At 71.6% G+C, this 25,840-nt stretch carries 25 protein-coding genes and 1 pseudogene; 10 read left to right on the top strand and 16 right to left on the bottom strand.

Annotated elements, in window-relative coordinates:
* Window positions 1-94: pseudogene (locus ACFV7R_RS42830) on the top strand (FMN-dependent NADH-azoreductase); the annotation flags it as partial.
* 30 nt (window positions 95-124) lie between these two features.
* Here the strand turns inward: ACFV7R_RS42830 and ACFV7R_RS42825 are convergent.
* Complete coding sequence (locus tag ACFV7R_RS42825; protein ID WP_385274902.1) at window positions 125-790, bottom strand: hypothetical protein; 666 nt, start codon at window positions 788-790, stop codon at window positions 125-127.
* Between the two features lie 134 nt (window positions 791-924).
* Between ACFV7R_RS42825 and ACFV7R_RS42820 the strand changes: the two genes are divergently transcribed.
* On the top strand, window positions 925-1,125 hold the full coding sequence (locus ACFV7R_RS42820; protein ID WP_240797681.1) for a hypothetical protein: 201 nt from the start codon (window positions 925-927) through the stop codon (window positions 1,123-1,125).
* Between the two features lie 23 nt (window positions 1,126-1,148).
* Here ACFV7R_RS42820 and ACFV7R_RS42815 read toward each other — a convergent pair whose 3' ends face one another.
* The 7 genes from ACFV7R_RS42815 to ACFV7R_RS42785 all read right to left on the bottom strand — a co-directional run bounded on the left by ACFV7R_RS42815 (window position 1,149) and on the right by ACFV7R_RS42785 (window position 6,547).
* Window positions 1,149-2,012, bottom strand: a complete 864-nt coding sequence (locus tag ACFV7R_RS42815; protein WP_385274899.1) for a Rieske 2Fe-2S domain-containing protein — start codon at window positions 2,010-2,012, stop codon at window positions 1,149-1,151.
* A 53-nt stretch (window positions 2,013-2,065) separates the two neighbouring features.
* Complete coding sequence (locus ACFV7R_RS42810; protein ID WP_385274896.1) at window positions 2,066-2,245, bottom strand: hypothetical protein; 180 nt, start codon at window positions 2,243-2,245, stop codon at window positions 2,066-2,068.
* A gap of 72 nt (window positions 2,246-2,317) precedes the next feature.
* A complete protein-coding gene (locus ACFV7R_RS42805) occupies window positions 2,318-3,370 on the bottom strand; it encodes a 3-oxoacyl-ACP synthase III family protein (protein ID WP_385274893.1) in 1,053 nt (350 codons plus the stop codon).
* Between the two features lie 39 nt (window positions 3,371-3,409).
* Window positions 3,410-4,222, bottom strand: coding sequence for an arylamine N-acetyltransferase (locus ACFV7R_RS42800; RefSeq protein ID WP_385274890.1), 813 nt, complete (start codon window positions 4,220-4,222; stop codon window positions 3,410-3,412).
* Between the two features lie 30 nt (window positions 4,223-4,252).
* Complete coding sequence (locus tag ACFV7R_RS42795) at window positions 4,253-5,065, bottom strand: arylamine N-acetyltransferase (protein WP_385274888.1); 813 nt, start codon at window positions 5,063-5,065, stop codon at window positions 4,253-4,255.
* A 6-nt stretch (window positions 5,066-5,071) separates the two neighbouring features.
* On the bottom strand, window positions 5,072-6,133 hold the full coding sequence (locus tag ACFV7R_RS42790; RefSeq protein WP_385274885.1) for an amidohydrolase family protein: 1,062 nt from the start codon (window positions 6,131-6,133) through the stop codon (window positions 5,072-5,074).
* Window positions 6,134-6,142: 9 nt separating this feature from the next.
* Window positions 6,143-6,547, bottom strand: coding sequence for a DUF4440 domain-containing protein (locus tag ACFV7R_RS42785; RefSeq protein WP_129800611.1), 405 nt, complete (start codon window positions 6,545-6,547; stop codon window positions 6,143-6,145).
* 218 nt (window positions 6,548-6,765) lie between these two features.
* Between ACFV7R_RS42785 and ACFV7R_RS42780 the strand changes: the two genes are divergently transcribed.
* Both ACFV7R_RS42780 and ACFV7R_RS42775 read left to right on the top strand, forming a co-directional pair.
* Window positions 6,766-7,446: an NAD(P)H-dependent oxidoreductase gene (locus tag ACFV7R_RS42780; protein WP_385274882.1), complete on the top strand. Its 681-nt coding sequence runs from the start codon at window positions 6,766-6,768 to the stop codon at window positions 7,444-7,446.
* Between the two features lie 197 nt (window positions 7,447-7,643).
* Window positions 7,644-8,348: an NAD(P)-dependent oxidoreductase gene (locus ACFV7R_RS42775; RefSeq protein ID WP_385274879.1), complete on the top strand. Its 705-nt coding sequence runs from the start codon at window positions 7,644-7,646 to the stop codon at window positions 8,346-8,348.
* 68 nt (window positions 8,349-8,416) lie between these two features.
* Here ACFV7R_RS42775 and ACFV7R_RS42770 read toward each other — a convergent pair whose 3' ends face one another.
* Both ACFV7R_RS42770 and ACFV7R_RS42765 read right to left on the bottom strand, forming a co-directional pair.
* A complete protein-coding gene (locus ACFV7R_RS42770; protein ID WP_385274877.1) occupies window positions 8,417-9,421 on the bottom strand; it encodes a 3-oxoacyl-ACP synthase III family protein in 1,005 nt (334 codons plus the stop codon).
* 235 nt (window positions 9,422-9,656) lie between these two features.
* Complete coding sequence (locus tag ACFV7R_RS42765; RefSeq protein ID WP_385274874.1) at window positions 9,657-10,370, bottom strand: TetR/AcrR family transcriptional regulator C-terminal domain-containing protein; 714 nt, start codon at window positions 10,368-10,370, stop codon at window positions 9,657-9,659.
* Window positions 10,371-10,596: 226 nt separating this feature from the next.
* On the opposite strand from ACFV7R_RS42765, the gene ACFV7R_RS42760 reads away from it, so the two are divergent.
* The 6 genes from ACFV7R_RS42760 to ACFV7R_RS42735 all read left to right on the top strand — a co-directional run bounded on the left by ACFV7R_RS42760 (window position 10,597) and on the right by ACFV7R_RS42735 (window position 17,918).
* The gene (locus tag ACFV7R_RS42760) at window positions 10,597-11,244 is read left to right on the top strand and encodes an NAD(P)-dependent oxidoreductase (RefSeq protein WP_385274871.1); all 648 of its coding nucleotides are present in this window, start codon (window positions 10,597-10,599) and stop codon (window positions 11,242-11,244) included.
* 131 nt (window positions 11,245-11,375) lie between these two features.
* The gene (locus ACFV7R_RS42755; RefSeq protein ID WP_385274868.1) at window positions 11,376-13,028 is read left to right on the top strand and encodes an IS701 family transposase; all 1,653 of its coding nucleotides are present in this window, start codon (window positions 11,376-11,378) and stop codon (window positions 13,026-13,028) included.
* A 333-nt stretch (window positions 13,029-13,361) separates the two neighbouring features.
* On the top strand, window positions 13,362-14,534 hold the full coding sequence (locus ACFV7R_RS42750; protein ID WP_385274866.1) for a 3-deoxy-7-phosphoheptulonate synthase: 1,173 nt from the start codon (window positions 13,362-13,364) through the stop codon (window positions 14,532-14,534).
* A gap of 53 nt (window positions 14,535-14,587) precedes the next feature.
* Window positions 14,588-15,358, top strand: coding sequence for a 2,3-dihydro-2,3-dihydroxybenzoate dehydrogenase (locus ACFV7R_RS42745; RefSeq protein ID WP_385274863.1), 771 nt, complete (start codon window positions 14,588-14,590; stop codon window positions 15,356-15,358).
* A gap of 32 nt (window positions 15,359-15,390) precedes the next feature.
* Window positions 15,391-16,056, top strand: coding sequence for an isochorismatase family protein (locus tag ACFV7R_RS42740; RefSeq protein WP_385274860.1), 666 nt, complete (start codon window positions 15,391-15,393; stop codon window positions 16,054-16,056).
* Window positions 16,053-17,918 (top strand): anthranilate synthase family protein, encoded by a 1,866-nt coding sequence (locus ACFV7R_RS42735; protein WP_385274857.1) that lies wholly within the window; start codon window positions 16,053-16,055, stop codon window positions 17,916-17,918. Before ACFV7R_RS42740 ends, ACFV7R_RS42735 begins: the two co-directional genes overlap by 4 nt.
* A gap of 62 nt (window positions 17,919-17,980) precedes the next feature.
* On the opposite strand, the gene pcaB is transcribed toward ACFV7R_RS42735, so the two are convergent.
* The 6 genes from pcaB to ACFV7R_RS42705 form a co-directional block, all read right to left on the bottom strand.
* Window positions 17,981-19,363 carry a 3-carboxy-cis,cis-muconate cycloisomerase gene (pcaB, locus tag ACFV7R_RS42730; protein WP_385274854.1) on the bottom strand — a complete coding sequence of 461 codons (1,383 nt, stop codon included), beginning with the start codon at window positions 19,361-19,363 and terminating at the stop codon, window positions 17,981-17,983.
* Window positions 19,360-21,309 (bottom strand): FAD/NAD(P)-binding protein, encoded by a 1,950-nt coding sequence (locus ACFV7R_RS42725; protein WP_385274851.1) that lies wholly within the window; start codon window positions 21,307-21,309, stop codon window positions 19,360-19,362. Before ACFV7R_RS42725 ends, pcaB begins: the two co-directional genes overlap by 4 nt.
* The gene (locus ACFV7R_RS42720) at window positions 21,306-22,496 is read right to left on the bottom strand and encodes an FAD-dependent monooxygenase (protein WP_385274848.1); all 1,191 of its coding nucleotides are present in this window, start codon (window positions 22,494-22,496) and stop codon (window positions 21,306-21,308) included. The genes ACFV7R_RS42725 and ACFV7R_RS42720 overlap by 4 nt, the downstream gene beginning before the upstream one ends.
* Window positions 22,497-22,504: 8 nt before the next feature.
* A complete protein-coding gene (locus ACFV7R_RS42715; protein ID WP_385274845.1) occupies window positions 22,505-24,076 on the bottom strand; it encodes a class I adenylate-forming enzyme family protein in 1,572 nt (523 codons plus the stop codon).
* Window positions 24,077-24,154: 78 nt separating this feature from the next.
* Window positions 24,155-24,742, bottom strand: a complete 588-nt coding sequence (locus ACFV7R_RS42710; protein WP_385274842.1) for an SRPBCC family protein — start codon at window positions 24,740-24,742, stop codon at window positions 24,155-24,157.
* Window positions 24,743-24,816: 74 nt separating this feature from the next.
* Entirely contained in the window at window positions 24,817-25,803 is a 987-nt protein-coding gene (locus ACFV7R_RS42705) for an NADPH:quinone reductase (RefSeq protein WP_385274839.1), read from the bottom strand.
* Window positions 25,804-25,840: the final 37 nt, after the last annotated feature.

Raw genomic sequence — 25,840 nt, 5'->3', positions numbered from 1 at the left:
CGAGCTGGTGCCGCTCTTCGAGGCCTCCCGCGAGCGCGCCCTGCAGGAGGCGGCCACCAAGGCGAAGGCGCTCGCCGAACGCCTCGCCGCGTAAGCGTCCGTGTTCCGGTCCTGTGCTCGGTCATCACTTGTCCGTGTCCGTGTCCGTATCCGAGTCCAGGTGCTTGATCTTGATCCAGTCGCGGGAGCGGCGGCCGGGCAGGTAGGGGCTGGTGAGGCGTTTCGCGACCACGCCGTCGTAGCCCTCGATGGTGCTCTGCTCCATTGCCTCGGCCGCCATCGAGGGCCAGGCCGCGGGCACGGCGACGGCCGGTCCGGCCAGCGCGAGGTCGTCGAGGAGGTCGCGGCGCGCGGTGTAGGGCAGGTGCACGGTCGGCTCCCCGAGATGAAGGATGTCGAAGAGCATCAGCCTGACGGGCAGGTCCCTGGCGCCGTGCGCGATCGCGTCCGGGTGGTGCAGACTCATGCGCTGCTGCAGCCGCTGCACGGAGGGGCGGCCCTCGAGGTCCCGGGCGACGATCTCCCCGTCCAGCACCGCCTCCGGCCCGGGCAGCAGAGCAGCCAGCGCCTGGAGCTCCGGGTACTGGTCCGTGACGTCCATCCCGTTGCCGGCCAGCAGCTGCAGGCTGCCGTTCCCCGGCAGGTGGACGATCACGCGGGCCCCGTTCCAGAGCGTTTCGTACGCGTACTCGGCCTCGGCTTCCGGTCCCGGCGGCGGGCCGATCACCGCCAGCATCGGGGACAGCGCGGGCAGCACGCGGGGAGCGTCGGAGGACGGGTGCACGCTCATGGTTTCCAGCGTGCGCCCGTCGGCGCGGATCGGCCACTTGCCGCCGGTGCGGGCGGAGTAATTGGATTTATCGTGGTCTGGGAACCCTGGCCGTAGGTGCTCCTGGCGTCGCGGGGGTCGACATGAAAGTCCAAATGATCCAACGGGCCGCTGACGTGCTGTTCGACGTCCCGGACGAGGTGCATGAGGAGATCATCACGCTGATCCAGGCCGTGGCCGAGGACCCGGAGACACAGGTCGCGGATCTGGCAGCAGCGTTCGGTGAATGGTGCTGGCTTGTGTACACCCGCCGTGGTGACGTGATCGAGGTGCTGGACGTCGGCTGCGCCCGCTGACGTCCACCTGCCGTCCGGCACCGTCACTGCGCGTGTCCCTCCCTCAGCCGGACCTCGACCAGGCCGTCGTTGAGGCGTACGTCGAAGGAGGGCTGCGGTGCCGTGGCCGGTCCGGCCACGCAGGCGCCGTCGGCGAGCCGGAACGTGCTGCCGTGCCAGGGGCAGATCACGCAGCCGTCGCTGATCTCGCCCTGGGACAGGGGACCCGAGAGGTGGGCGCACCGGTCCGCCAGCGCGTGCAGCTCTCCGGTGCCCTCGGAGTCCCGCACGAGCAGCACGGGGACCTCCCCGACCATCCGCCGGACGACACTGCCGCGCGGGAACTCCTCCGGGTCACCGACCGGGTGCCAGCCCTCGTAGATCAGGTGCGGCACGGACTGGCTGTGGTTCACGCCGGCCGCCTGCCGGTACGCCAGGTGGCCGCCGAGGAACCCGCCGGCCGTGGCGGCCGCGAGTCCGGCGAAGCCGAGCAGCCGGCCGCTCCGCCCCCGGCTGCGGGCCACGAGCGAGGCCGCGTAGCAGGCGACGGCCGTGGTGTTCGCCGCCGCGTGCACCACGCCCACGCGCTCCTGCTCGGGAAACTGGTCCGCGAAGTCGACGGCCCCCGCCAGCGCGGCCGGGACCGCGGTGGCGAGCCCCGTGGCGACCAGCAGTCGGGCCGCGCGCTCGTTGCCGCGGGTCAGATCGAGCAGCGCAGCGGATGTCCAGGCCCCGATGGGAGCCTGCACCAGCACCGGGTGCAGCGGGTGGCCCTGCCAACGGCCGCGCAGCGCGTCCCGTACGGACCCGAGGGGCAGCGCCTGGACGCGCGTCCGTACGGGGGTCGCGATGCGGTCGAGGTACTCGGCGTCCTCCAGCGCTTCGATCTTCGACAGGGGATTGTGCATGTACGCCGGGTTACCCGATCACCCCGGCAGAAACGGCTCCCGTCCCCGGTAGCTCACTCCCTCCCCGAGACGTCTTCCGTCCGCTCGCCCTCGGCCTGGGAGGGTTCGGTCCTGGGCACGTCCGGGTGCTGTTCCATGGCACTGCGCTCGCCCGGTTCGTTGCGTTCGCCTTCGGCCTGCGACGGGGTGAGAGCGTACAGCCACTGGTCGGAATCCGAGGCTCTGGACTGCATGACGGGCCTCCTTCGCTCGCTAACCCCATAGTCCACCTTCGGCCGGGCGAAAGAAGCCCGAGCCCGACCGGCTCACGCCGCCCGCGGGACGTCCAGGCCGGCGACGTCCGCCGCGAGGAGGTCGTCCGGGAGCCGGAAGACCAGCGAGCCGAAGAGGAACCCGGCGCCGATCGCGCCGAGCACGACGACATCGCCGCGCCGGGCCCGGCCCTCGCGGGCCAGCCGCCACAGCGCCGTCAGCGGCGAGGCGGCCGCGGTGTTGCCCAGGGTGTCGGCGGTGACGGGGACGCGCTCGGCATCGGCGCCGGCCATCCGCCCGATCTGCCGTACCAGCTTGGCGTTGGCCTGGTGGACGGCGAAGCCGCTCACCTCGTCCACCGTGACGCCGGCCGTCGAGAGCGCCTCGCTGAGGGACTTGGGCACCCGGGTCATCGCCTCCCGCAGCACCACGTTGCCGTCCATGAAGATGTACGGCGTCCGGGGTGTCTCGGTCGTCGACGACGGCACCTCCTGGTCCAGGCGCCAGGCCGTCGCCATGCGGACGGCGTCCGAGTACACGTTGCCGAGGTCGTAGCTGAGCAGCCCGTCCCCGCCGGGCGTCTTGCGCAGCACCACGGCGCCGGCGGCGTCCCCGAAGAAGATCCGCGTGATGCGGTCGGTCGGGTCGGTGATGCCGGAGCCGCGTTCCGCGCAGACGACCAACGCCGTTTCCAGGTCCGGCTCCTGCAGCAGGGATGCGGCCGTGTAGATGCCGTACGCCGCCGAGGCGCAGGCGTGCTGGGTCAGGTCGAGGATGCGCGGGGTGTCGATGCCCATGCGCTCGGCGAGGCTCACGCCCAGCGACGGCATGATCCAGTCCGGGGTCGTGCACGCGACGAGCACGACGTCGATCTCGCGGGCCCGGACGCCGGCCGCCGCGAGGGCCTTCTCGGCCGCCTCGACCGCGAGGTCCAGCACGGTTTCGTGGGGTTCCAGGAAACGGCGTTCCCGGATTCCCGTCTTCTTCTCGATCCACTCCGGTGTGGTGTCCAGCGTTTCGCACAGCTCGGCGTTCGTGACCACCCTGTCGGGCAGCGCCAGGGCGACGCTGCGGGGACTGACCGGTGCGAGTTCCCACTTGGGCATGACGACCTCTCCTCCTCGCCTGGAACTCTTCGCCTGGAACTACTTCTCCTCGAACGCCATGCGTACGGAGTCCCTGAGATAGGGGCTCGGCGTGGGCCGCTTCTCCAGCGTGATGCCGAACCATTTCTCGTACGCGGCCAGCACCGCGGCGTCGTCGGGGAGTTTCTCGGTCGTCTTCTCCGTGCCTCGGGTGATGGTCAGGACGTCGTTCTTGAGCACGACCCAGCCGTCGTCGAGCGGCAGCGAACAGAACATGTTCTGCAGGAGCATCGAGTCCGGGCTGGTGCGGTACCAGTGGATGACCTGGTCGAAGTCCGAGAGGGAGGTCGGGTCGTCGTAGACCCGGTACTGCGGCTTTCCGTCGCGCAGGACGTCGGTGGCGCGGTCGTCCACCTTCCGGACGGAGAACACACCGTGCGGGTCGGACTGCGCCTCCGGCGAGTCCAGGAGGATCGGAAACCGGCTGCCCTTGCCGAAGCCGACGTCGACGAGCCAGCGCGCTCCCTCGATCTCCGCCGTGACCAGCAGGTGGTTGTACGGATCGCGCAGCTTTCCGCCGATCCAGACGCGCCCGTGGCGTACGTGGACGGTGAAGCCCAGGGCTTTCAGAAGGAAGTAGAAGGAGCTGTTGGTCTCGCCGCAGGCGCCGCCGCGGCGCTGGTGCACGATCTTGTCGACGATCCTTTCGTCCTTGTAGTGGATCTCCCTGCCGAGGTGGTAGTCGAGGCTCTCGAACGGCACCGACATCACATGCCGTTCGTGCAGGTGGCGCAGCGCGGCGAGGTCGGGGCGGTCCGGGCGGTCGGCCGCGATGCGTTTCAGATAGGCGGCCGTCGTCACTTCATCCAGCATGTGCGTTGTCCCCTGGTGGTGTGGGATGGGTCAGTCGCTGTCGAACGAGAAACGGATCGCGTTGTTCATGTGGGGGCTCGGCGCGGGGCGTTTCTCGAGCCTGATCCCGAACCATTTCTCGTAGGCCGCCAGCACCGCGGCGTCGTCGGGGAGTTTCTCGGTGCGCCGCTCCCCTCCGGTGGTGACCGTCAGCACGTCGTCGCGCAGGATGACCCAGCCGTTCTCCAGGGGCAGCGAGCAGACGAGGTTCTGCAGGAACGGGGAGTCCGGGCTGGTGCGGTACCACCACATCGTCTGCCGGAAGTCGATCAGCTCCACCGGCTCGTCGTAGACGATGTACTGCGGTGTCCCGTTGCGCTGCACCTCCACGGACCGCCGGTCCAGCCACCGCGTACGGAACTCGCCGTGCGGGTCGGGCTGGAGCTCGTCGCAGTCGAGGCGCAGGGGGTGCCGGCTGCTCTTGCCGAACCCGATGTCGGCGATCCACCGCACCCCGTCGATGGCCACCGTCATCAGGACATGGTGGTACGGCGCCGTCGTGACGCCCTCCGCGATCCGCACCCGGCCCTGATGCAGGGTCACGTCGAAGCCCAGCGACCGGAGCAGGAAGTAGAACGCCGTGTTGATCTCACCGCAGAGGCCTCCGCGGTGTTCGTGGACCACCTTGTCGACGGCGCGTTCGTCCATACAGATCTCGGCACCGCGGTGGTAGTCGAGGTTGTCGAACGGCACCGACAGCACATGCCGTTCGTGCAGGTGCCGCAGCGCGTCCGCGTCGAGGCGTTTCGGGGGCTCGGCCGAGATGCGGTCCAGGTAGGCGGCGACGGTCTTGTTGTCGAGCACGGCGTGTCATCCGTCCTTTCCGGTGAAGCGCGGGAAGAGGCCCTCGGCGTTCGCGTGATCCAGCCGGGTCCGCTCCTCGGCGCTGAATCCGCCGTGCCGCACGACGCGGTGACCGGTGTCGAGGGTGTACGACTCGGGCATCAGCGGGAAGTCCGAGCCGACCAGGATCCGGTTCGCCGGGGCGAAGGAGCGCAGGGCCGCCAGTGCGTGCGGGTCGCCGGTCATCGCGATGTCGACGTAGAGCCGTTGCAGCGAGCCGACGGGATCCTCGGGCAGCCGGTCGGTGAGGGCCGCGCTGATGAGTCCGCCGCAGGAGAGCCGGCCGGCGTAGAAGGGGACGCCGCCACCGCCGTGCGGCAGGATCACGGGCAGCTCGGGGAATCTCTCCAGGGTCTGGTTGTAGAGGAGTTGGGCGGCCACCCGGACCGATTCGAAGGGGAACTCGTACAGCGAGGCGGGCAGGCCGAAGTTCGGCTGGCCGGTGGACGGGGGGACCGTCGGGTGCACGAACAGCGGGCTGCGGTGGCGGGCCGCGGCCGCGAAGAGGGGGTCCATGGAGCGGTCCCCGACGTACAGGCCGGCGTAGTTGCTGACGAGGCCCACGCCGTCCAGGCCGAGCGTGTCGACGGCGTACTCGAATTCCTCGAGCACGAGGTCCGTATGGGGAATGGGCAGCGTGGCGAACGCGCCGAACCGGCCGGGATGTGCGGCGACCAGTTCGGCGAGGTATTCGTTCACCCGGCGCGCGAACTCCGCCGCCGGTTTGGGTTCCAGGCCGGCCGGAACTCCCGGCCAGACGCTCACCACCGCGGCGCGGATGCCGTGCCGGTCCATCATGGCGAGGCTGCTGTCCGCACTCCACGTCGGCCGGTCGACGCCGGGGAGAATGGTCCGGACGCCCATGGTCTCGAGTTCGTCGAGATAGAAGTCCGGGAGAATGTGGTGGTGCACGTCGATGGCCCGCGACCACGGCTTCCCGGCGGGTGTCTGCGGGTTTTCCCGAACACCCGGAGTGCCGTGCGGAATACCCGGTGTGCTGTGCGGAATACCCGGTGTGCTGTGCGGCATGCCCGCCCCTCAGGCCCGGGTGGTGCCGGGCGGGTTGCTGATCAGGCAGCGCCAGACGCCGTCGGTGCCGCGCCGGAGGATGTCCGCCGCGGTGCCCTCCAGGCGCATGTGCTTGCCGTCCGGGCCGGGGCCTTCGTGCACGTAGTCGCAGATCATCAGGGCCGTGTCGCCGACCGTGTAGATGTGCCGCACGGACAGCTTGACCGGGAGACGGTCGGGCAGGGTCTCGGCGGCGGCCTTCCACATCTCCTCCCCCGTCTGGAAATTGCCGGGGGACAGAACGCGCACGGCCTGCGGGTCGAAAAGCTGCTTGATGGCTTCGAGGCTGCCCGAGTTGAAAGCCTGCTCGAAAGCCGCCGGAAGCTGCATGGGATCGGTCGGAAGAGCGATCTTCTCGCCTGTGGGATTCGCCATGGAAACAGCACAGGGCACCGCCGTGGAGCACTCAACCGGCGGCCGTCCAGTCTGTCAGGTCCGCCGGGCTCCAAGTCCCTTTGCTCGACGGGCTTTTCGGTTACCTGACGAACTGTGTGACGTGCTCCTGGGCAGCCGGTTCGGGCGGCCGTGATGATGACGCTTCGTACCCCGGGGATGACGTTTTCCCGGCAACGACGAATGGCGAGGAGTGTCCCATGGTCAAAGTGGCCATCATCTTCCATTCCCGGAGCGGAAACATCTTCCGGCTGGCGTCGGCGGCGGCCGCCGCGGCCGAGAAGGCGGGCGCCGAGCCCAGGCTGCTCAAGGTCCCCGAGCTGCCGGACCCGATGGTGCTGGACAAGGAGGCGTACGCCGAACTGGAGGACGCCACCCGTGACATCCCCGTCGCCACCCTGGACGACCTCGTGGCGGCGGACGCGATCATGATCGGTACGCCCGTCCACTTCGGTCTGCCGGCCCCGCAGATCCTGAACTTCATCGACCGCTCCGGACCGGTCGCCATCCCGGGGAAGCTGGCGAACAAGGCCGCGACCGTGTTCGCGTCCGGCTCCGCCGCGCACGCCGGCCAGCAGGCGACGATCCTCGCCCTGCACAACGTGCTGTGCCACTGGGGCTGCCTCATCGTCCCCAACGGTTCCAGCGTCGAGATCCTGGCGTCCGAGCACAACGGAGCGCCGTACGGCACCTGCAGCATCTCCCGGCACGCGCCGGACAACGTGCACGAGGACAACATCAAGGCGATCGAGTACCAGACCCTGCGCCTGGTCGAGGTCGCCACCGCCTACCAGATCGGGCTGCAGCAGACGAAGTCCGCCATCGACTTCGTCGACATGGACTTCCTCATGAAGAAGTTCCCCCGCCTGTCCGTGGACTGACCGCGGACCGTCGCAAGGAAACGGCACGGAACACGCACCCGCGGCGCCTCGGCCGGGCCGCGGGTGCGTCGCATGCCGGCGGGCGGAACCCCCGCGCCTCAGCCCTGATCCCAGGAATGGTACGTTGTTCTAGTGCTAGATCGCTGTACGAATGCCCGATCGATGTCCGGCACGAAGTCGGCTGGCAGGAGGAACTCGTGAAACTGGTCATCTTCGGCGCGAACGGCCCGACCGGGCGGCTGGCCACGGAGCAGGCACTCGCCGAGGGCCATTCCGTCACCGCCGTGACCCGCCGACCCGACGCCTTCCCGCTGAGCGGCGCCGCGTTACGGGTGGTCGGCGCGGACATCATGGACGCCGAGGCCGTGGACCGCGCGGTGGCCGGCCATGACGCGGTCATCTCCACCGTCGGCGTGCCGTACACCAAGGAGCCGGTGACCGTCTATTCGGAGGGCACCGCGAACGTCGTCAAGGCCATGCAGTCGCACGGCATCCGACGCCTGGTCTGCGTCAGCTCCATCGGCGTCAACTACGAGGACGCCCCCGGTGAGGCCTTCGTCTTCCGGAAGCTGATCGTGCCGGTGCTGCTCAAGATGGGCCGCCCCCTGTACGACGACGCGGCCCGGATGGAGGAGATCGTGCGCGCCAGCGACCTGGACTGGACGGTCATCCGCCCCGCCGGCCTCTTCGACGGCACGACCACGACCGACTACGTCGTGAGCAGGACCCGCCACCCGGGCTGGTTCACCTCGCGCAAGGACCTCGCGGACGCACTGGTCCGCGAAGGCGTCGACCACCGCAACGTCGGCGCCGTCGTCGAGGTCATCACCACCCAGGGCGTGCCCAGCTACTTCCAGGTCTTCGTCAAGGAGGCCCTGCACATCGGCGGCAGCAAGAAGTAACCGCCGCGCAGGACACGGCCCGGCCCCGTCGAGAACGGGGCCGGGCCGTGTCGTGCGCGGCCGGTACGTCAGCCGGCCCGCAGCAGCGTCAGGCCCATCGACATGCCGCCGCCGAACGCCGCCAGCAGTACCAGGTCACCCGCGGCCACCGCTCCCGAACGGGCCAGGTGATCCAGGGTGATGGGGACGGAGGCGGCGCCGGTGTTGCCGTAGCGCGTCACCGTGGTGGCCATCCGGTCGGAGGGTATGCCCAGGCGCCCGGTCATGCTCTCCAGGAGCCGTCCGTTCGCCTGGTGCGGCACGAAGTGTGCGATCTCGTCGTGGCGCACTCCGTTGTCCGCGAGGAACGCCTCGATACCGGGGACCACCTGCGTCTCGACGAACTCGGTCACGCCCCGGCCGTTCATCGAGAAGTAGTGCTTGCCCTCGCGCAGCGTCTCCTGAGTCGCGGGCATCCGGCTGCCGCCGCCCGGTACGCCGATCAGCTCGCGGGCGGTCCCGAAGCTGGCCAGCCGGGTGGAGAGCATCCGGTGCCGGCCGCCCGGGCCCAGCACGACGGCACCGGCGCCGTCCCCGAACAGCACGGTCGTGCGCCGGTCGGTGGGCGAGAGGATGCGCGAGTACACGTCGGCGCCGATGACCAGGGCGTGGTCGGCCGAGGCACCGGCGAGCATCCGTTCGGCGACGGACAGGGCGAAGGTGAAGCCGCTGCACACCGAGTTGACGTCGAAGGCGGCGGTGCCGTTGCCCGCCCCCAGCTCGTCCGCGACCACACAGGCCGTCGCCGGCTGCGGGGAGTCGGGAGTGGAGGTCGCCACGATGACGAGACCGAGGTCCGAGGCCCTGATGCCGGCCTGCTCCAGGGCCGCCCGGCCGGCGGCGACCGCGAGGTCCGACGTGGCTTCCTCGGGCTTCGCCCAACGCCGTTCGCGGATCGCCGTCTTCCGCAGGATGGCCTCCTCGGAGACACCGACCAGGCTGCTCATGTCCTTGTTGTTGATGACGCGACTGGGTACGTAGGACCCCGTACCGAGCACGCCCCGTGCGCCGTGGGCGGCACCGCATGTGATCATGGTCTGCTCCAATGTCGTCCCGTGTGCCCCGCCGCTCATGGCGGTTCCGCCCACTGCCGCTCAAGGCGCCGTGCGGGGAACGGCGTACCGGGGCCGGCGGATCCGCATGGAATCAGGACAGTTCGCGCGCTCTGCGTGGTCCAGCCGCTGCCTGCGGATCTGTCAGATGAGCACGGGCCGGGGGATCAACTCCGGCCACTTCACGGGGCGCTACGCGAGGGAGCGCCGAGGGGCGTCAGTGCGAGGGCGCGATCTGTGCCTGGAGTCCGTCGAGGATGTACTTCAGGCCGAGATCGAAGTTCTCGTCCCAGGCGTCGTCCAGCATGTACTCGTACGCGGCCAGCGTGGGGTAGCTGTCCTGCTGCATCCTCAACTGCTCCTGTGCAGCGGCCCGTTCGGTACCGGACCAGCGCAGGCTGGACTGACTGGCGGTGGAACCCTGGACATGGTTGTACAGTACCCAGCAGGCGGCCTGAACCTGCCGCCCCTCGAACCCGGCCCGCGCCAGGGTCGCCTGAAGGAACTCCAGCCAGGTCAGGAAGTTCGGTCCGATCGACGGCCGGCGACGCAGCGGCAGCGCGGCGGACCACGGGTGCCGAAGGAGCATGGCCCGGCATCCGGAGAGGAGGGCCACCACGTTCTCCTGCCAGCTGCCGGTGTCCCCTTCGGGGAGCGGCGCCTCGGCGAAGATGGCGTCGATCGCCAGGTCGATGACGTCGTCCTTGGTGTCGATGTGCCAGTAAAGGGTCGTGGCACCGACTCCGAGACGCTCCGCGAGGTGGCGCATGGTCAACCGCTCCATGCCCTCCTCGTCCAGCAGGGCGATCGCCGCCTCGGTGATGCGCTCCCTGGACAGCGGCGGCTCGTTGCGCGGCGTCGGCGAGCGGCGCAGCCAGACGCTCTGCGCGGCTCCGGAGCTCGCGCGACCACTGCTCCGCGGCTTGCTCACGATGACACCCACCGCCCTTTCCCGGCTCTTCGTAGGGGCGAGCCTCATGGTAGTACATTGATCGGCGCGCTCGATCGCTGTACCGGTACCCGATCACTGTTCGAGAACCGCCGTTCGAAGACGCGCAGGTCGAGAGCCCGCAGTTCGAAAAGCGCCGTATCCATGTGCGTCCCCCACCGCACCCGCAGGCCTGGCCGCGCTACGCCCGTGCGCGAGGAGGGAAAGCATGAAACTGGTCGTGTTCGGCGCCAACAGCCCGACCGGTCACCTGGCCACCGCCATGGCGGTGGCCGAAGGTCACACGGTCACGGCGATCACCCGGCGCCCCGCCGACTTCCCCTTCTACGACCGCGGGGTGCAGGTCGCCGACGCGGACCTGATGGATGCCGACGCGGTCGACTGGGTCATGTGGGGCCACGACGCGGTCATCTCCGTGACCGGCGCGCCACCGTCCAGGAGACCCGGAACCGTCTACTCACAGGGGGTCTACAACATCATCAAGGCGATGGTGCACCACGGCCTGCGGCGGCTGGTCTGTGTCAGCCACGCCGGCCTCGACGCCGTCGACGAGCCGCGCCGAGCCCGGCTGCGCCGCGGGGCCGCGCTGCTGACCGGCCGACGCGCCGCCCACCAGGACGTACGGCGCATGGAGAGCGTCGTTCAGGAGTCCGGACTCGACTGGACCCTGGTCCGCCCGGGCCGGCTCGTCAGCCGCAGCGGTGTCACGGACTACCGGATCGCCACCCACGCGGCACCCCGTCCGGTCACCTCCCGAGCCGACCTCGCCCACGCCCTGGTCCGCGAGGCCACCGCCCGCGACCATGTGCGCGAAACGGTCTATGTCACCACCGGCCATCTACTGGCCGCCAGTTGACCACCTGCCGCCCGTTGCGCCTGGAAACAGCCACCCGGACTTTCACCGCGGACCCGGACAGTACGGGGGAACCGGGAATGGCGTTGCGCTTCGTTGGCTGAATTGCGGCGGTCGGTGGCGTTGTCCGCCGGGTGTATCGGCGACCGTGCCGCGGCGTCAACAGCGCCGGCCACAGTTCGTCATCTTGGCCCGAGCGGCCCCCGAAGCTCTTCCGGGCGACCGTCGCGTTGCCGCTCCTCAGTCCCGTAGGTGACAGATGCAGATCCAAACAGTGGTGCACAGATCTACACATCGATAAAGTTGCGCCCGATTTGGTCCGGTATTGCGGCATCGGGCGATGCGAGCAAGGCGTAGGGACGGCCGGCCCCGGCGGGAGGGGCACGACTGCCGCACGCCCGGTGAATTGCGGAGATTTCATTCGCCCCGGTTCGCACATATACGAGGGAAGGGTGCGCCGGAACGTTTCGCTCAACACATCCGCGGGCAGATTTTCCAGCCGGCGGGAGCAGCTATGCGGGGGTCAATCTGTGAATGCATCCCGGTTGCCGCTGATTACTGTCGAGAAGGGGAACGAGAAATCGCATCGATTATTCACGGAAACCGAAGCGCCAGATGATTTACTGCGGCAAATATCTCGGTCTCTCTTCGTTTCCCTGCCGCGCGCCGACCAGCGCAAGAAGGGCGTCGAGTACGTGAGGGGCCTGCTGGAAGTGCCCGGCCGCAAGTCGATCCGGAACATCGCGAGCCTGATCGGAGGCCGGGCGACCGATCAGAGCCTGCATCACTTCATCAGCGAGTCGACCTGGGACTGGACCCCGGTACGCCAGGCACTGGCCCGGTACCTGGTGCCCCGGCTGCCCGCCGAAGCCTGGGTGGTGCACAGCACGGTGATCCGCAAGGCGGGACAGCACTCCGTCGGCGTGGACCGCAGGTTCGTCCCGGCCGAGGGGCGGGTGCTCAACGCCCAGCAGGCGGTGGGTGTGTGGGCCGCCTCCGGGCACCGGAGCAGTCCGGTGGACTGGGGGCTGCATCTGCCCCAGGCGTGGATCGACGACCGCTCGCTGCGCAGCCGGGCCTCGATCCCGGACAGCGCCGAGGTGGAGACGCTGTCCGACCGGGCCGCGAAACTCTGCGTCGACCTGGTGACGGAGTGGGCGATGCCGGTGCGGCCGGTGGTGCTGGACGCCTGCTCCCTCAACGCGGCCAGGCTCTTCGACCGCCTGGGCCGCAAGGGTGTCCCCCTGCTGGCGCGGGTCGACCCGTCCGTGCCGCTGATCGTCAACGACCCGGCGCTGACCGGCCACCGGGGCTCGGCGAGCATGCCGGCCGGCGAGGTCATCCGGGCGGCCAGCGGCACCCGACAGCCCGTCCGATGGCGGCCGGGCGGCCGCGGGGCCGGCATGCGGTCGGGGCTGCTGGCGAGCGCGGCCGTGAAACTCCCCCAGGGAAGAGGCGGGCGGCTGCGATCCGGACACGGCAGACGCCTTGCCCTCATCGGGCTGGCCGAGGGCCGGCAGCAGGACGCGCCCCAGCTGTGGCTCACCAACCTGACGGAACATCAGCCCGCTTCGCTGCTCACCCTGTTCACCCTGCTCGACCGGGTCGAGTACGACTACTTCGAGGTCGCCAAGAGCGTGGGCATCGAGGACTACGTGGGCCGTTCGTTCGACGGATGGCACCGGCACATGACCCTCGCCTCGGCCGCCCACGCCGTCGCCGTGCTCTCCTCGCCCGGCCGGGTGCGGAACACGCCGACGTGCGGGGCGACGGAGCCCGGCACCTGACGAAGTGCGCCACGGCGTGTTGTTGCCGTCCACCCACGACTCCAGGATCGGGGTGTCGGGCCGGTCCGCCCGACGCGGCAACCCCCACGTCGCGGGAGCGGGCCGGCCCGGCGGACGGCCGAGGCGGAGTCGCCCACAGAGCCGGTTGCGGCAGGGGCGCCCGCCGCGCGACGCCACTGTCGCAACAGGCCCTGGTCCGCCGGGCGACGGCCCTCATCGACACACCGACGGCAGCTCGTCCCGATCACACCGAGGGGCAGCTCCTTACGACCACATCGCCTCGGCCGTCGGGGACGTACCCACGCACCGGTCCATCCGGAATGGGAGACATCAGTGGACAACCCTGTGCTCGACATCGGCTCGAAGCCGGCCCGGCAGCAGCCGGGGTGGGAGGACGAGGAGAGTGTTGGGCGGGTACGGCGGCAGCTGCTGGCCTCGCCGGGGCTCGTCGATCCCGAGGACGTGCGCACTCTGCGCTCGGTGCTGACCGTCGTAGCCGCCGGCCGGGCCCATGTGGTGCAGGCGGGCGACTGCGCGGAGGACCCGGCTCAGTGCACCGAGGGCCATGTCGCCCGCAAGGCCGGCCTGTTGGACGTACTCGCCGGTGAACTCAAGGGCATCACGCACCGGCCGGTGGTCCGGGCGGGGCGGATGGCGGGGCAGTTCGGCAAGCCGCGTTCAAAACCGACCGAGTGGGTCGGCGAGCTCGAACTGCCCGTCTACCGCGGCCACATGGTCAACGGCCCCGGACCCGACCCCCTGAGCAGGCGGCCGGATCCCCGCCGCATGCTGGACTGCTACCGCGCCTCCCGTGCGGTGCTGCGCCACCTCGGCTGGCACCGCGCGCCCGGGGCGCCCGGCATCGATCCGCCGGTGTGGACCAGCCACGAGGCACTCGTGCTGGACTACGAGGTCCCGCTGGTGCGCCGCGACAGCACCGGGGCGCCGGTCCTCACCTCCACGCACTGGCCGTGGATCGGCGATCGTACCCGGCAGCTGGACGGCGCGCATGTCGCCCTGCTCGCCGCGGTGACCAACCCGGTCGCCTGCAAGGTCGGCCCCGGTATGACGGCGAGCGAGCTGCTGGCGCTGTGCGAACGCCTCGACCCTGCGCGTGAACCCGGCCGGCTGGCCCTGATCGCCCGGATGGGTGCGCAGCTGGTGGCCCACCGTCTGCCACCGCTGGTGGCGGCGGTGCGGGAGGCGGGGCATCCCGTCATCTGGCTCTGCGATCCGATGCACGGCAACACGGTCACGGCCCCCGACGGGCGCAAGACCCGGTACCTCGACTGGATCGTGCGGGAGGTACGGGACTTCCGGTCCGCCGTCCTCACCGCCCGTGGGGTCGCCGGTGGCCTGCACCTGGAGACCACCCCGGACCAGGTGGCCGAGTGCGCCACCGACCCGTCCGCCGCCGACCTGGACCGCGGCGCCTACACCAGCCTGTGCGACCCGCGGCTGCGCCCGGACCAGGCCGTGGCCGCGGTCTCGGCGTGGGGGACGTAGCGGCCTCGAGGGCCGACACCGTCGCTGTCACCTCATACGAAGGAGGACTCCACATGGAGGGCAAGGTCGCCCTGATCACGGGAGCGGCAGGAGGGATCGGCGCCGCGGTGGCGCGCGCGCTCGGTGAGCGCGGCGTCACGGTGGCCGCGGTCGACCGGGACGCGGACGGGCTGCTGCGCACGGTGCAGAAGCTGACCGCCGACGGCGTGAGCGCCCGGGCGTTCCCGGCCGACATCACCGGTCGCGCCGAGGTCGACGCTCTGGTCGACACCGTCGAACAGCAGCTGGGCCCACTGGACTTCCTGGTCAACGCGGCGGGCGTGCTGCACCTGGGCGAGGCCCGGCACCTCACCGACCAGGACTGGGACGCCACGTTCGCGGTGAACGCCACCGGCGTGTTCGTGGTGTCGCGCGCGGTCGTCAACCGGATGGTGCCGCGCCGGCGCGGGGCCATCGTCACCGTGGCGTCGAACGCGGCCGGCACCGCCCGTACGCAGATGGCCGCCTACGCCGCGTCGAAGGCCGCCGCCACGATGTTCACCAAGTGCCTCGGACTGGAGGTGGCCGGGCACGGCATCCGCTGCAATCTGGTGGCCCCCGGTTCCACCGACACACCGATGCTCAGCTCCATGTGGCGGGACAACAGCGGCCGGCGGACCACGATCGCCGGCCGGCCGGAGGAGTACCGCGTCGGTATCCCGCTCGGCAAGCTCGCCATGCCCTCGGACGTCGCCGACGCCGTGGCCTTCCTGCTGTCCGACCGGGCCGCCCACATCACCCTGCACAGCCTCACGGTGGACGGCGGCGCCACCCTCGGCGGGTAGCCCGCCGGACCGGACGAGGCGGAGAGAGGACCATGACCGGCAAGATCACCACCGGGACGACCCCGGCCGGGAGGACCACCGGGATACCTCCCATCGAACCCTACGAGCTGCCCAGCGCGCGCGAGCTGCCCGACCCCGTCCCGCCCTGGCGGGTCGACCCCGGCCGCGCGGTTCTCCTGGTGCACGACATGCAGCACTACTTCCTCCGGGCGCTGCCGGAACCCCTGCGCGAACAGCTGCTGCGCAACGCCGTGCTGCTGCGGACACGCTGCGCCGCCCTCGGCATGCCCGTCGCGTACACCGCGCAGCCCGGCGCCATGGACGATGCGGAGCGCGGGCTGCTGAAGGACTTCTGGGGGCCGGGCATGCAACGCTCCCCCGCCGACCGCGAGATCACGGCGGAACTGGCTCCCACCGGCCGGGACTGGATGTTCACCAAGTGGCGCTACAGCGCGTTCTTCCGCTCCGGTCTGCTGGAGCGGATGCGGGCGCACCACCGCGACCAGTTGGTCCTGTGCGGGGTGTACGCCCATGTGGGCGTGCTGATGACGGCGGTCGACGCGTTCAGCAACGACATCGAGACGTTCCTGGTGGCCGACGCGGTCGCCGACTTCTCCGCCGCCCACCACCGGCAGGCGCTCGACTACGCGGCGCGCTGCTGCGCCGTCGTCTCCACGGCCAAGGAGGTCATCGCGTGACGTCCGATCTGCTCGGCAGGGTGCTGGTGGCACAGCCCCCGCCCTTCGCGCTGCTCCACCGGTCCACCGCGGCCGGCGGCGGACGCCTGGACGTCCTCGTCGGCGAGATGCACACCTGGCCGACGCTCGACGCGATTGCGCTGCCGGAGCCGTCCGCCGCCGGCCCGGCCCGTCATGACGTCCTCGCGCTCGTGCCGTACCGGCAGGTCCGCGAGCGCGGTTTCGCCGCGGTCGACGACGGCGCCCCGCTGCTCGCACTGCACGTGACCGACCAGGACACGGTGCCGGCGGCCGAGGCGCCGGCCCGCCTGGACCGGGTGCCGACGCCGCTGCTGGACGGGCGTTTCACGCCCGACGACGAGACGTACGCCGCCACCGTGCGCGAGGTGATCGAGCGGGAGATCGGCATGGGCGAGGGCGCCAACTTCGTCATCCGGCGCTCGTACCGGGCCAGGATCGGCGACTACAGCACGGCCGGCGCGCTGTCGTTCTTCCGCAACCTGCTGCAGACCGAGTCCGGCGCGTACTGGACGTATCTGGTGCACACCGGCACCCGTACGTTCGTCGGCGCCTCGCCGGAGCGGCATGTGAGCCTGTCCGGCGGTACGGCGGTGATGAACCCGATCAGCGGGACGTACCGCTATCCGCCCTCCGGGCCACGGCTGTCGGAACTGCTGGACTTCCTCGCCGACCGCAAAGAGACCGACGAGCTGTACATGGTGCTGGACGAGGAGCTGAAGATGATGGCCCGTGTCTGCGAGGACGGGGGCCGGGTGGTGGGGCCGTATCTCAAGGAGATGGCCCGGCTGGCGCACACCGAGTACCTCATCGAGGGGCGCAGCACCCGTGACCCGCGGGAGATCCTGCGCGAGACGCTGCTCGCGCCCACGGTCACCGGGAGCCCGCTGGAGAGTGCGTGCCGGGTGATCGAGCGGTACGAGCCCGAGGGCCGCGGCTACTACAGCGGCGTCGCCGCGCTGATCGGCCGGGACGACGGGGGCGGGCGCACACTGGACTCCGCGATCCTCATCCGCACCGCGGAGATCGACAGCGCGGGCCGGCTGGAGATCGGCGTCGGAGCCACCGTCGTACGGCACTCCGATCCGGTGTCCGAGGCCGCGGAGACCAGGGCGAAGGCCGCCGGGCTGCTCGCGGCGCTGGAGGGCGGGCGGCCGGACCGCTTCGCCGACCATCCGAGCGTGCGCACGGCACTGGCCGAACGCAACACCTCCGTGGCCGACTTCTGGCTCGCCGGCCGCGGCACACCACCGCCGCGGACGCCGGTGCCGGCCGGGACGAGCGTGCTGGTCGTCGACGCCGAGGACACGTTCACGGCGATGCTCGACCACCAACTGCGCTCGCTGGGGCTGGCGGTGACGGTACGCCGGTACGACGAGAGTTACGCCCTCGGCGACCATGACCTCGTGGTGCTCGGCCCCGGCCCCGGCGACCCCCGGGACGCCGGGCATCCGAAGGTGGCGCGGCTGCGTACGGTCGTCGACACGCTGCTGGCCGGGCACCGGCCGTTCCTCGCCGTGTGCTTCAGTCATCAGGTGCTGTGCACCCGGCTGGGGTTCGAACTGGTCCGCAGGGACGTGCCCAACCAGGGAACGCGACGGGAGATCGACCTGTTCGGGGCACGTGAGAGCGTCGGCTTCTACAACACGTTCGCCGCGCGGGCGGCCGAGGACAAGGTCGAGTGCGAGGACGTGGGCACGGTGGAGGTGAGCCGGGACCGGGAGACCGGTGAGGTGCACGCGCTGCGCGGGCCGCACTTCGCGTCCGTGCAGTTCCACGCCGAGTCGGTGCTGACGCGGGACGGTGTGCGGATCCTCGCGGAACTGCTGGGCAACCTGGTCTGAGCGGGACACACGGGGGCGGCTGTGCGCGGGGCTCCGGCCCACCGCACAGCCGCCCCTGTTGCCTATCGGCTACGGCCGCCCAGCGCACGGTCGACGAGCGGTCCGGCTGCGCCGGTGTAGCCGACGGGATCGCACAGGCCGGCCAGCTCTTCGGCGCCGAGGCCGATTTCAGGCATCGCCCCGAGGATCTCCGCCAGGGCGGCCCCGCTCTCCTCGGCCTTCCGGGACGCCTCGTCGAGCAGTTTCCTGGCGGCTGCGCCTCCCAGCCGGGGTGCGAGTACGGCGGCGATCCGCTCGGCGACCACCCGGGAGCCGGTCAACTCCAGGTTCTCCCGCATCCGTTCGGGCCGCACCTGCAGACCTTCGGCGAGTTGTACGGCGGTGTGGGCGGCGCCGCCGGCCAGGCGCAGGCATTCGCGCAGCAGCTGCCACTCCGCATGCCAGCCGCCCGCCGACCGCTCGTCCTCGGACACCAGGCACTGGGTGAGCCCGGCGGCGATCGGCGGGACCTGGATCGCCGCGCTGCGCACCAGCGTGGCCAGGACCGGGTTGCGCTTGTGCGGCATCGCCGACGACCTTCCCCGGCCGGGCCCGGCGGGTTCGGCGACCTCACCGACCTCGGTGCGCACCAGCGACTGCACATCCACCGCGATCTTCCCCAACGCCCCTGCCGTGAACGCCAGCGCCGCGGCGAGATCGGCCATCGGTGTACGCACGGCATGCCACGGAAGCACCGGCCGGGCCAGCCCGGTCTCCTCGGCGAACGCGGTGACGAGCCGGTCCGGGTAGGCGTCGAGGTCGGGTCCGGTGAGTGCGGTCGAGGCGAGATAGCCGGCCAGGGTGCCCGCCGCTCCCCCGAGGGACACGGGCAGCTGACCGGCCACCGTGCGCAGTCGGTGGGCGGCGGCCAGGACGAGTTCCCGCCAGCCTGCGGCCTTCAGGCCGAAGGTCGTCGGTACCGCGTGCAGGGCCAGTGTCCGGCCCGCCATCGGGGTGTCCCGGTGCTCGGCCGCCAGGCGGGCCAGTGCGTCGGCGGTGGTGTCCAGGTCCGCCAGGACGATCCCCAGGGCGCGCCGCGCGATCAGCATGGCGCCGGTGTCGAAGACGTCCTGACTGGTGGAGCCGCGGTGCACGTACTCCGCCGCCGCCGGGGACCGGGACCGTACCGCCGCGGTGAGCGCCGCCACCAGGCCCACCACCGGGTTGGCGGTCTCCCGGGCCGCGACCGCGAGGGCCCGCAGGTCGAACCGGTCGGCGCGGGCGGCGCGGGTGATCGCCTCGGCCGCCTCCGGGGGGACCGTGCCGAGCCGGGCCTGGGCCCGGGCCAGCGCGGCCTCGGCGTCCAGCATGGCCTGCAGCCAGGCCAGGTCGCACACGGCCGCCTCGACGGGAGTGCCCGCCCGCACCGGCGACAGCAGCCCCGCGTCGATGAGGGTGTCGCTCATACGACCACCTCCGTGAGCCGTGTACCTCCGAGACCCTGCCGGGCCGGCGACAGGGTCAGCACCGCACGGGCGATGGCGTCCGCGTCGGCCAGCGTCACGGAGTCCACGCCGGGACGGACGCCGGCCGCGGTCACCCAGTGCACCGACTCGGTCGGGACACCGTAGGCGAACCGGCGCGGGTGGGGGCGGCCCTGCCCGTCGATGACCCGGCAGGGCCGCTCGGTGACGGCGAGACCGCCGGTCTCGTGGCTGACGCCGCAGTCCCCTTCGATGCGATGGGGCCGGCACTGCTCGGTCAGGAGCAGGTGGCGCAGCAGCGGATCGGCGGTGCGACGCAGGTCCGGCGGGGGCAGGCGGGCCTCGATGAGATGCGCGGCGCGCACCGGGGGGCCGGGCACGAGGGTCGAGTGGGCGACGAAGGCGGGGCGTTCGGTGTCGACGTGGATCTGGGTGCCGGGGCCGGTGAGTTCGAGGATGCCCGCCTCGATCAGCGCGATCATCTCCTCGATGCGGGAGACCGGCGGCCCGATGGACAGGAACGCGTTGAGCGGTGTGTACCAGCCCTCCAGCTCGTCGAGGTGCGAGCCGCCTTCGAGTCCCGAGTGGTCGACCACCAGGCGTACCTCGTTGCGCAGGTCGCGCAGGACGTCCAGCGCCGCCTTGAGCGGACCGCTGACGTTGCCCGCCTTCGCCTCCCGCACGTCCCGGGCCAGGTACTCCAGCAGCCAGCCGCGGAACTCCGCCCGGCCGGCGAAGGTGTGTCCGTGGCAGGGCCGGGCGAGCCGGTCCCAGTCCCAGCGGTCGGCGGGGCCGATGCCGTGCTCGTCCAGGAGGGCCGGCCGCTGGCGGGGCGAGGCGGTGAGGTAGCGGCGTACGAACGGCTCGGACGCGGTGTTGCGGGCGGCGAGCAGTGTGCCGTAGTAGACGCCTTCCACCTCCGCGGCGATCAGCGGCCACACGTCGGACAGGAAGCGCACCCGCTCGCCGCCTCGGGCGCGCCCGCGCAGGGCGGCGATGGTCTCCGGGGTGAGCAGCCGCGGGGTGTGCCTGCCGAACGCGCCCTTCTCGTTCTCGCCGCGCGCGTGATACGGCACTGCGCGCCGCGAGCCGGCGTAGAGCCGTGGCTCGTGGCCGGACGGGCGGTAGACCAGGCGGTCCCCGAGCCGGTCGAAGACGCCGCCGCGGCCGGTGGTGAACAGCGCCATGTGGTCGAAGAAGTTCAGGCCGAGGCCGCGCAGCAGCACCGGCTCGCCGGCCTCGGCGAAGGAGGTGTCCACGTCGGCCGGGTTGGCCGGCGGAACGTAGGTGAGGTGGTGGATGCGGGCCAGGCTGGCCGTCCGTTCCTGACGGGGGGTCAGCTGGGCCGGGAGGTGCCCCAGGGCCAGCACCACGGCGTCCAGTTCGTGGATCCTGGTGCCGTCCGCCAGCCGGACTCCCTGCGGGCCGCCGGGCGTGCCGTGGGTGTCCGCCATCGCGACGGCGCGTGAGCGGTGCACCTCGACGGTGACGTGCTCCGGGGCGCGGGCGACGATCTGGCGGAAGCAGTCCCGCAGGTACTGCCCGTAGAAGGCACGGGTGGGATAGGAGTCCGGCCCCAGGGTCCGGGCCTCGGCGAGGACGGCCTCGTCGTAACCGCCGAGATCCCCGAAGCGGGCCAGGCTGTCCGCCCACTCGTACAGGCTCGGCCCCGGCTCGACCGGTCCCTCGATACGGGATTCGGCGTCGGTGAACACGGTGATCTGGCAGGCCACGGTGTTGGTGAGCAGCTGCCGGGACTGGTCGGTGCGCCAGACGGCACCGGCGCCCGGGGCGGCCGGGTCGACGACGTGCACGGTGACGGCGCGGTGGGACCGGGCCGTACGTTCGCCCGCGCACAGCCGTTCCAGCACGCACAGGCCGCGCGGGCCGGCGCCGACGATGCACACCCGAAGCCGGCCGGCGTTCATCGGCGGGCTCCGTCGGCGCCGAACTCCCGTGCTCCGTGCATCCAGGCCACATGGTCGTGCAGGGCCGGTCCGGACAGGGCCGACAGCATCTCGTTCCTCGCTTTCGCCTCGGCGCCGGCCGGGTGCCACAGCCGGGTGCTGGCCCGGGCGGCGTGGGTGATCCGGGCGGTGCGCTCGCGTCGTTCGGCGTTGTACTTCTCGAACCGGTCGGGGATCGTGTCCGCCTCGTCGTCCAGCAGGCCGGCCAGCACCACGGCGTCCTCCAGGGCTTGGCAGGCGCCCTGGGCGGCGTAGTGCAGCATGGGGTGGGCCGCGTCGCCGAGCAGGGTCACCCGGCCGTCGGTCCAGCGGTCGACCGGGTCCCGGTCGACCAGGGCCCATGACTTCCAGTGCTCACCCAGGGCGAGCAGCCGCTGTGCCGTCCCGCCGAGAGCGGCCAACTCGCCGAGCACCCGTGCCCGTTCGACGGGGACGGAGGCGAACGCCTCGGTGGCGCCGTTCTCCACGCTGGGGGCGAGGTTGAGATACCGGCCGCCGCCGATCGCGTAGTGCACGAAGTGGCAGCCCGGTCCGGCCCACCAGGTCACCGCGTTCCGGCGCAGCTCCTCGGGGACCCGTTCCATCGGGATCACCGTGCGGTAGACGGTGATGCCGGCCACCCGCGGCGCGCCGTCGCCGACGAGCCGGCGCCGGATCGCCGAGTGGATGCCGTCGGCGCCGATCACCGCGTCACCGGTGACCCGCCCGCCGCCGTCCAGCAGCACCGTGGCAGCGGAGCCGTCCTGGCGGTATCCGGTGGCGCGGCTACCGGCGCGCAGTTCGATCGCCGGTGAGCGGCGGCAGGCGTCCAGGAGCAGCCGGTACAGCTCGCCGCGGTGGACCACGACGTACGGATTGCCGAACCGGCGCCGGTAGCCGCCGGTGAGCGGCATGCTCGCCACGTGCTCGCCGGTCACGCCGTCCATGAACCGCAGTTCGTCGATGTGCACCGCCAGCGCGCGCACGGCGTCTCCCAGGCCCAGGCGGTCCAGGGCGTGCAGCCCGTTGGGTGCCAGCTGGATGCCCGCGCCGATCTCGGCGAACTCCTCGGCCCGTTCCAGTACGACCGCCCGGTGTCCGCGCCGGGCGACGGCGACGGCCGCCGCCAGCCCGCCGATGCCGCCCCCGACGACGACCATCCTCGCCATGCCGCCCCCTACCGGCCCTGGCCGGCGGCTGCCAGCAGCTGCGCCAGCTGGAGCCGCTTGATCTTCGTGGTCGCGGTCTGCGGCAGGTCTGACAGCCGCCATTGCACCGGGTCCGCCATCGCGGGCAGCCCGGCCGTGGCCCGCCGCCACGCCTCCCGGTCCAGGGGGCTGTCGTCCTTGGTGCACACCACGGGTACGGCGGTGCCGTCCGCGCCGGGGATGATGATCACTTCGGCGAGTTCGTCCAGCTTGGCGAAGAGGGTGTCCTCGGCGGCCAGCGTGCTGCCGAAGCCGGGGATCAGGTCGACCTCACGGTCCAGCAGGTGCAGGCACCCCCACTTCGACCTGAAGCCGACGTCGCCCATCCGCCACCAGCCGTCGTCGAGCTGCCGGGCGTAGCGTTCCGCCTCGCCCAGGTAGGTGGTGATCCGGCCGTCGCTGCGCACCTCGATGTAGCCGGGGTTCTCCTCCGAGGGCGGCCGGCCGTCGCGGCTGACCACGCGGACGTCGGTCATACCGGGGAAGGGCATGCCGACGCAGCGCCCGTCGGCGTCGGGGGCGTGCCGCCGGGTGAAGGCCCGCACCACCGTCGGGCCCACCTCGCTCTGTCCGTAGAGCTGTCCGAACAGGGGTGCCCGGCGGCGTGAGGCGCGCAGCAGCCGGTGCACGGTGCGCGGGTGGATGGCGTCGAACGTACTGCTGAACAGCTTGACGTTGGCCAGCGGTGCGCGGTGGTCGTCGGCCAGCTTCTCCCAGCGCAGATACGAGTTGGGGTGCGCTTCGAGGATGCCGGGGCGGACGCGGGCGAACAGGTCGGCGGCGCGGTCCGGGTCCTCGTCGGCCAGCACCACGATCGGGAGACCGTTCAACAGGGAGATGGCCAGGGCGGTGAACAGCCGCGAGTGCACGAACGACACGTGCATGGCAACGGTTTCCCGTTTGCGGATGACGGGAGTGATCGCCAGTCGCTGCGGGCGGTAGCGGGCCTGCAGGGTGCGGCCCGTGTGCACCGCCAGCTTGGGAACCCCGGTGGTCCCGGAGGTGTGCGTGATCAGCGTCGGGTGGTCGGCGGGCATGGTCACCGGGGTGACGCGCCGGACGCCGGCGAAGTCCTCCAGCTCGACGGCGCGGGCGTGGGTGCCGGAGGTGAGCAGGACGCTCTCGGCGAGGTCGAAGACCTCCGCGGGCAGCTCGTCGTCGAGCTTGGCCTGGTCGGTGACGAGATGGGGGCGGTCCGCACGCCGGACCAGTTCGGCCGCGGTGTCGCCGTCGAGATGGGGCGAGAGCAGTACCGGCACCGCGCCGATCCGGCTGATCGCGCAGGCGAGCAGGGGGATGTCGAAGGTGTCGGACTTGTGGACGACGACGCGTTCACCGGGGCGGATCTTCGCCGCCCAGAGCCGCGAGGCCACGTCCGCCACCAGGTCCGCCAGCTCCGCCACGGTCGCCCGGCGGCCGAGGTCGGGGGCCAGGTCCAGGTCGTGGTCGAGGATGAGCACGTTCGCGGGGTGCCGGGACGCCGCGCGCTCGAAGAGCGTCCCCAGCCGGATTCCACGGTTTCCTATGCGCTGCAGCAGCATCTGTCCGCCTTCCGCCGGTCGCTGCGGAGAGTCAGGGGTCGGTTCGGGAGGTCGTGCACGGGGTACGGCCGAGCGGGGTCAGGTCCGCTCGACGGCCTGCTTGATGCGGTGCACGGTCGCTGCGAGGTCGGCCGTGAGCTTGGCCGTCCAGTCACTGAAGAACCGCTGCTTCTCTTTCTCGTCCATGTGCGCGGTGATGCCGCGGATGCCCTCCGTGGGCGCGCCCATCCAGAAGCTGTGCACCAGGACGCAGCCGTCGTCCGCGGCCCTGAGGTCGAACGACCAGACGCTCTCCTGCCGTCGTCCGGAACTGTCCCGGATCGCCCAGCGGAAGCTGCGGCCCGGCTCGGCGGCGACGACCTCGGAGTCGGTGGTCCATGCGCCGCGGACGACGGGCGCCCAGGCGACCACGTCGGCGGGGCGGTGGTTCTCGCCCCGGAAGACCGCGCCCACGGCTGCGGGGGTTCCCTCGACCCACTGGCCGCCGGTGCACTCGACGCTCCACTCCCCGCTCCGCGGCAGGTCGCTGACCGTGGCGTACACCTCGTCCGCGGACGCACGCACCTGGGTTTCGACGCTGACCTGGAAGAGCGCGGTGGTCTCGAGGTTCTCGAGGTTCTCGAGGTTCTTGGAGTCCTTGAAGTTCTCGAGTTCGGTATCCGTCATGGCCGGAAGCCTCGCCAGTGGCACGGAACCCGGTCAACGCACGCCGGCCGGGTCCGTCAAGTCGCCCTGGGCGTTCAGGAGTCGAGGTCCGGACGCAGCACGAGGCGCCTGCCGCGCAGTTCGCCCCGCTCCAGCCGGGCGTGGGCCTCGGCGGCCGCGCTCAGCGGCGCCTCCTCGACCTCCCGGGCGCGCAGCCTCCCCCGGGCCAGCAGCCGGTTCACGGAGCGGGCGGCGTCGGCGAGTTCGGCGGTCGTGGCGTGCGAGATGGCGAAGCCGGTGACCGTGGCGTCCTTGAGGTACAGCGGCCCGACCGGGAGGACGGGGCGTGCGCGCAGGCCGGCGAGCACCACGATCCGGCCGCGGAAGGCGAGGAGGTCGACCGCGGCCGGCAGGTCGTTCCAGCCGGCGGCATCGACGAGGAGATCGATGCCGTCCGGCGCCAGGTCCCGTAGCCGCTGCGGGAGTTCCGGGTCGCGGTAGTCCGCGCAGGCCCGGGCCCCGAGCGTCCGGCAGTACTCCACGTCGTCGGCACCGGCGGTCGCGATCACCCGGGCGCCGGCCTCGGCGGCGAGCACCACGGCGGCGCTGCCCACGTTTCCGGCGGCGCCCGTGACGAGGACCGTCTCGCCGGCGCGGAGCCCGCCGTGGGTGAACAGCGCGAGGTGGGCCGTGGCCGCCGGATGCAGCACGGCTGCCGCGTCCGTCGGCGGCACCGCGTCCGGCAGACGGTAGAGGCGGTCCACCGGCACCAGCGCCTGCTGAGCCGCCGCGCCCTGCCGTCCGGCGTGGCCGAGGCTGTTGCACCACACGGTGTCCCCGGCCGCGAAGCCGGCCACGCCGTCGCCGGCGGCGGCGACCGTGCCGACCAGGTCACGGCCGATGACGAACGGGAAGGTCACCGGGGTCCGCCAGGCCCCGGAGCGGACGAACGTGTCGACCGGGTTGACCGGCGTGGCGAGGACGTCGACCAGCACGTCCGTCGGCCCTCCTCGGGGCGGGGGGAGGTCGCCGACGCGAATGGCGTCCGCCGGGCCGAGTCGCTCGATGTAGGCAGCCTTCATGGGCCGCATGGTGTCATCGCAAGCTGCCGCGGCGCCG

The organism is Streptomyces sp. NPDC059866 (assembly GCF_042731325.1).
In the GTDB taxonomy this organism is placed as follows: domain Bacteria; phylum Actinomycetota; class Actinomycetes; order Streptomycetales; family Streptomycetaceae; genus Streptomyces; species Streptomyces flavusporus.
Note: the sequence above shows the minus strand (reverse complement) of the source record. Positions and strands in the feature narration are given on the sequence as shown.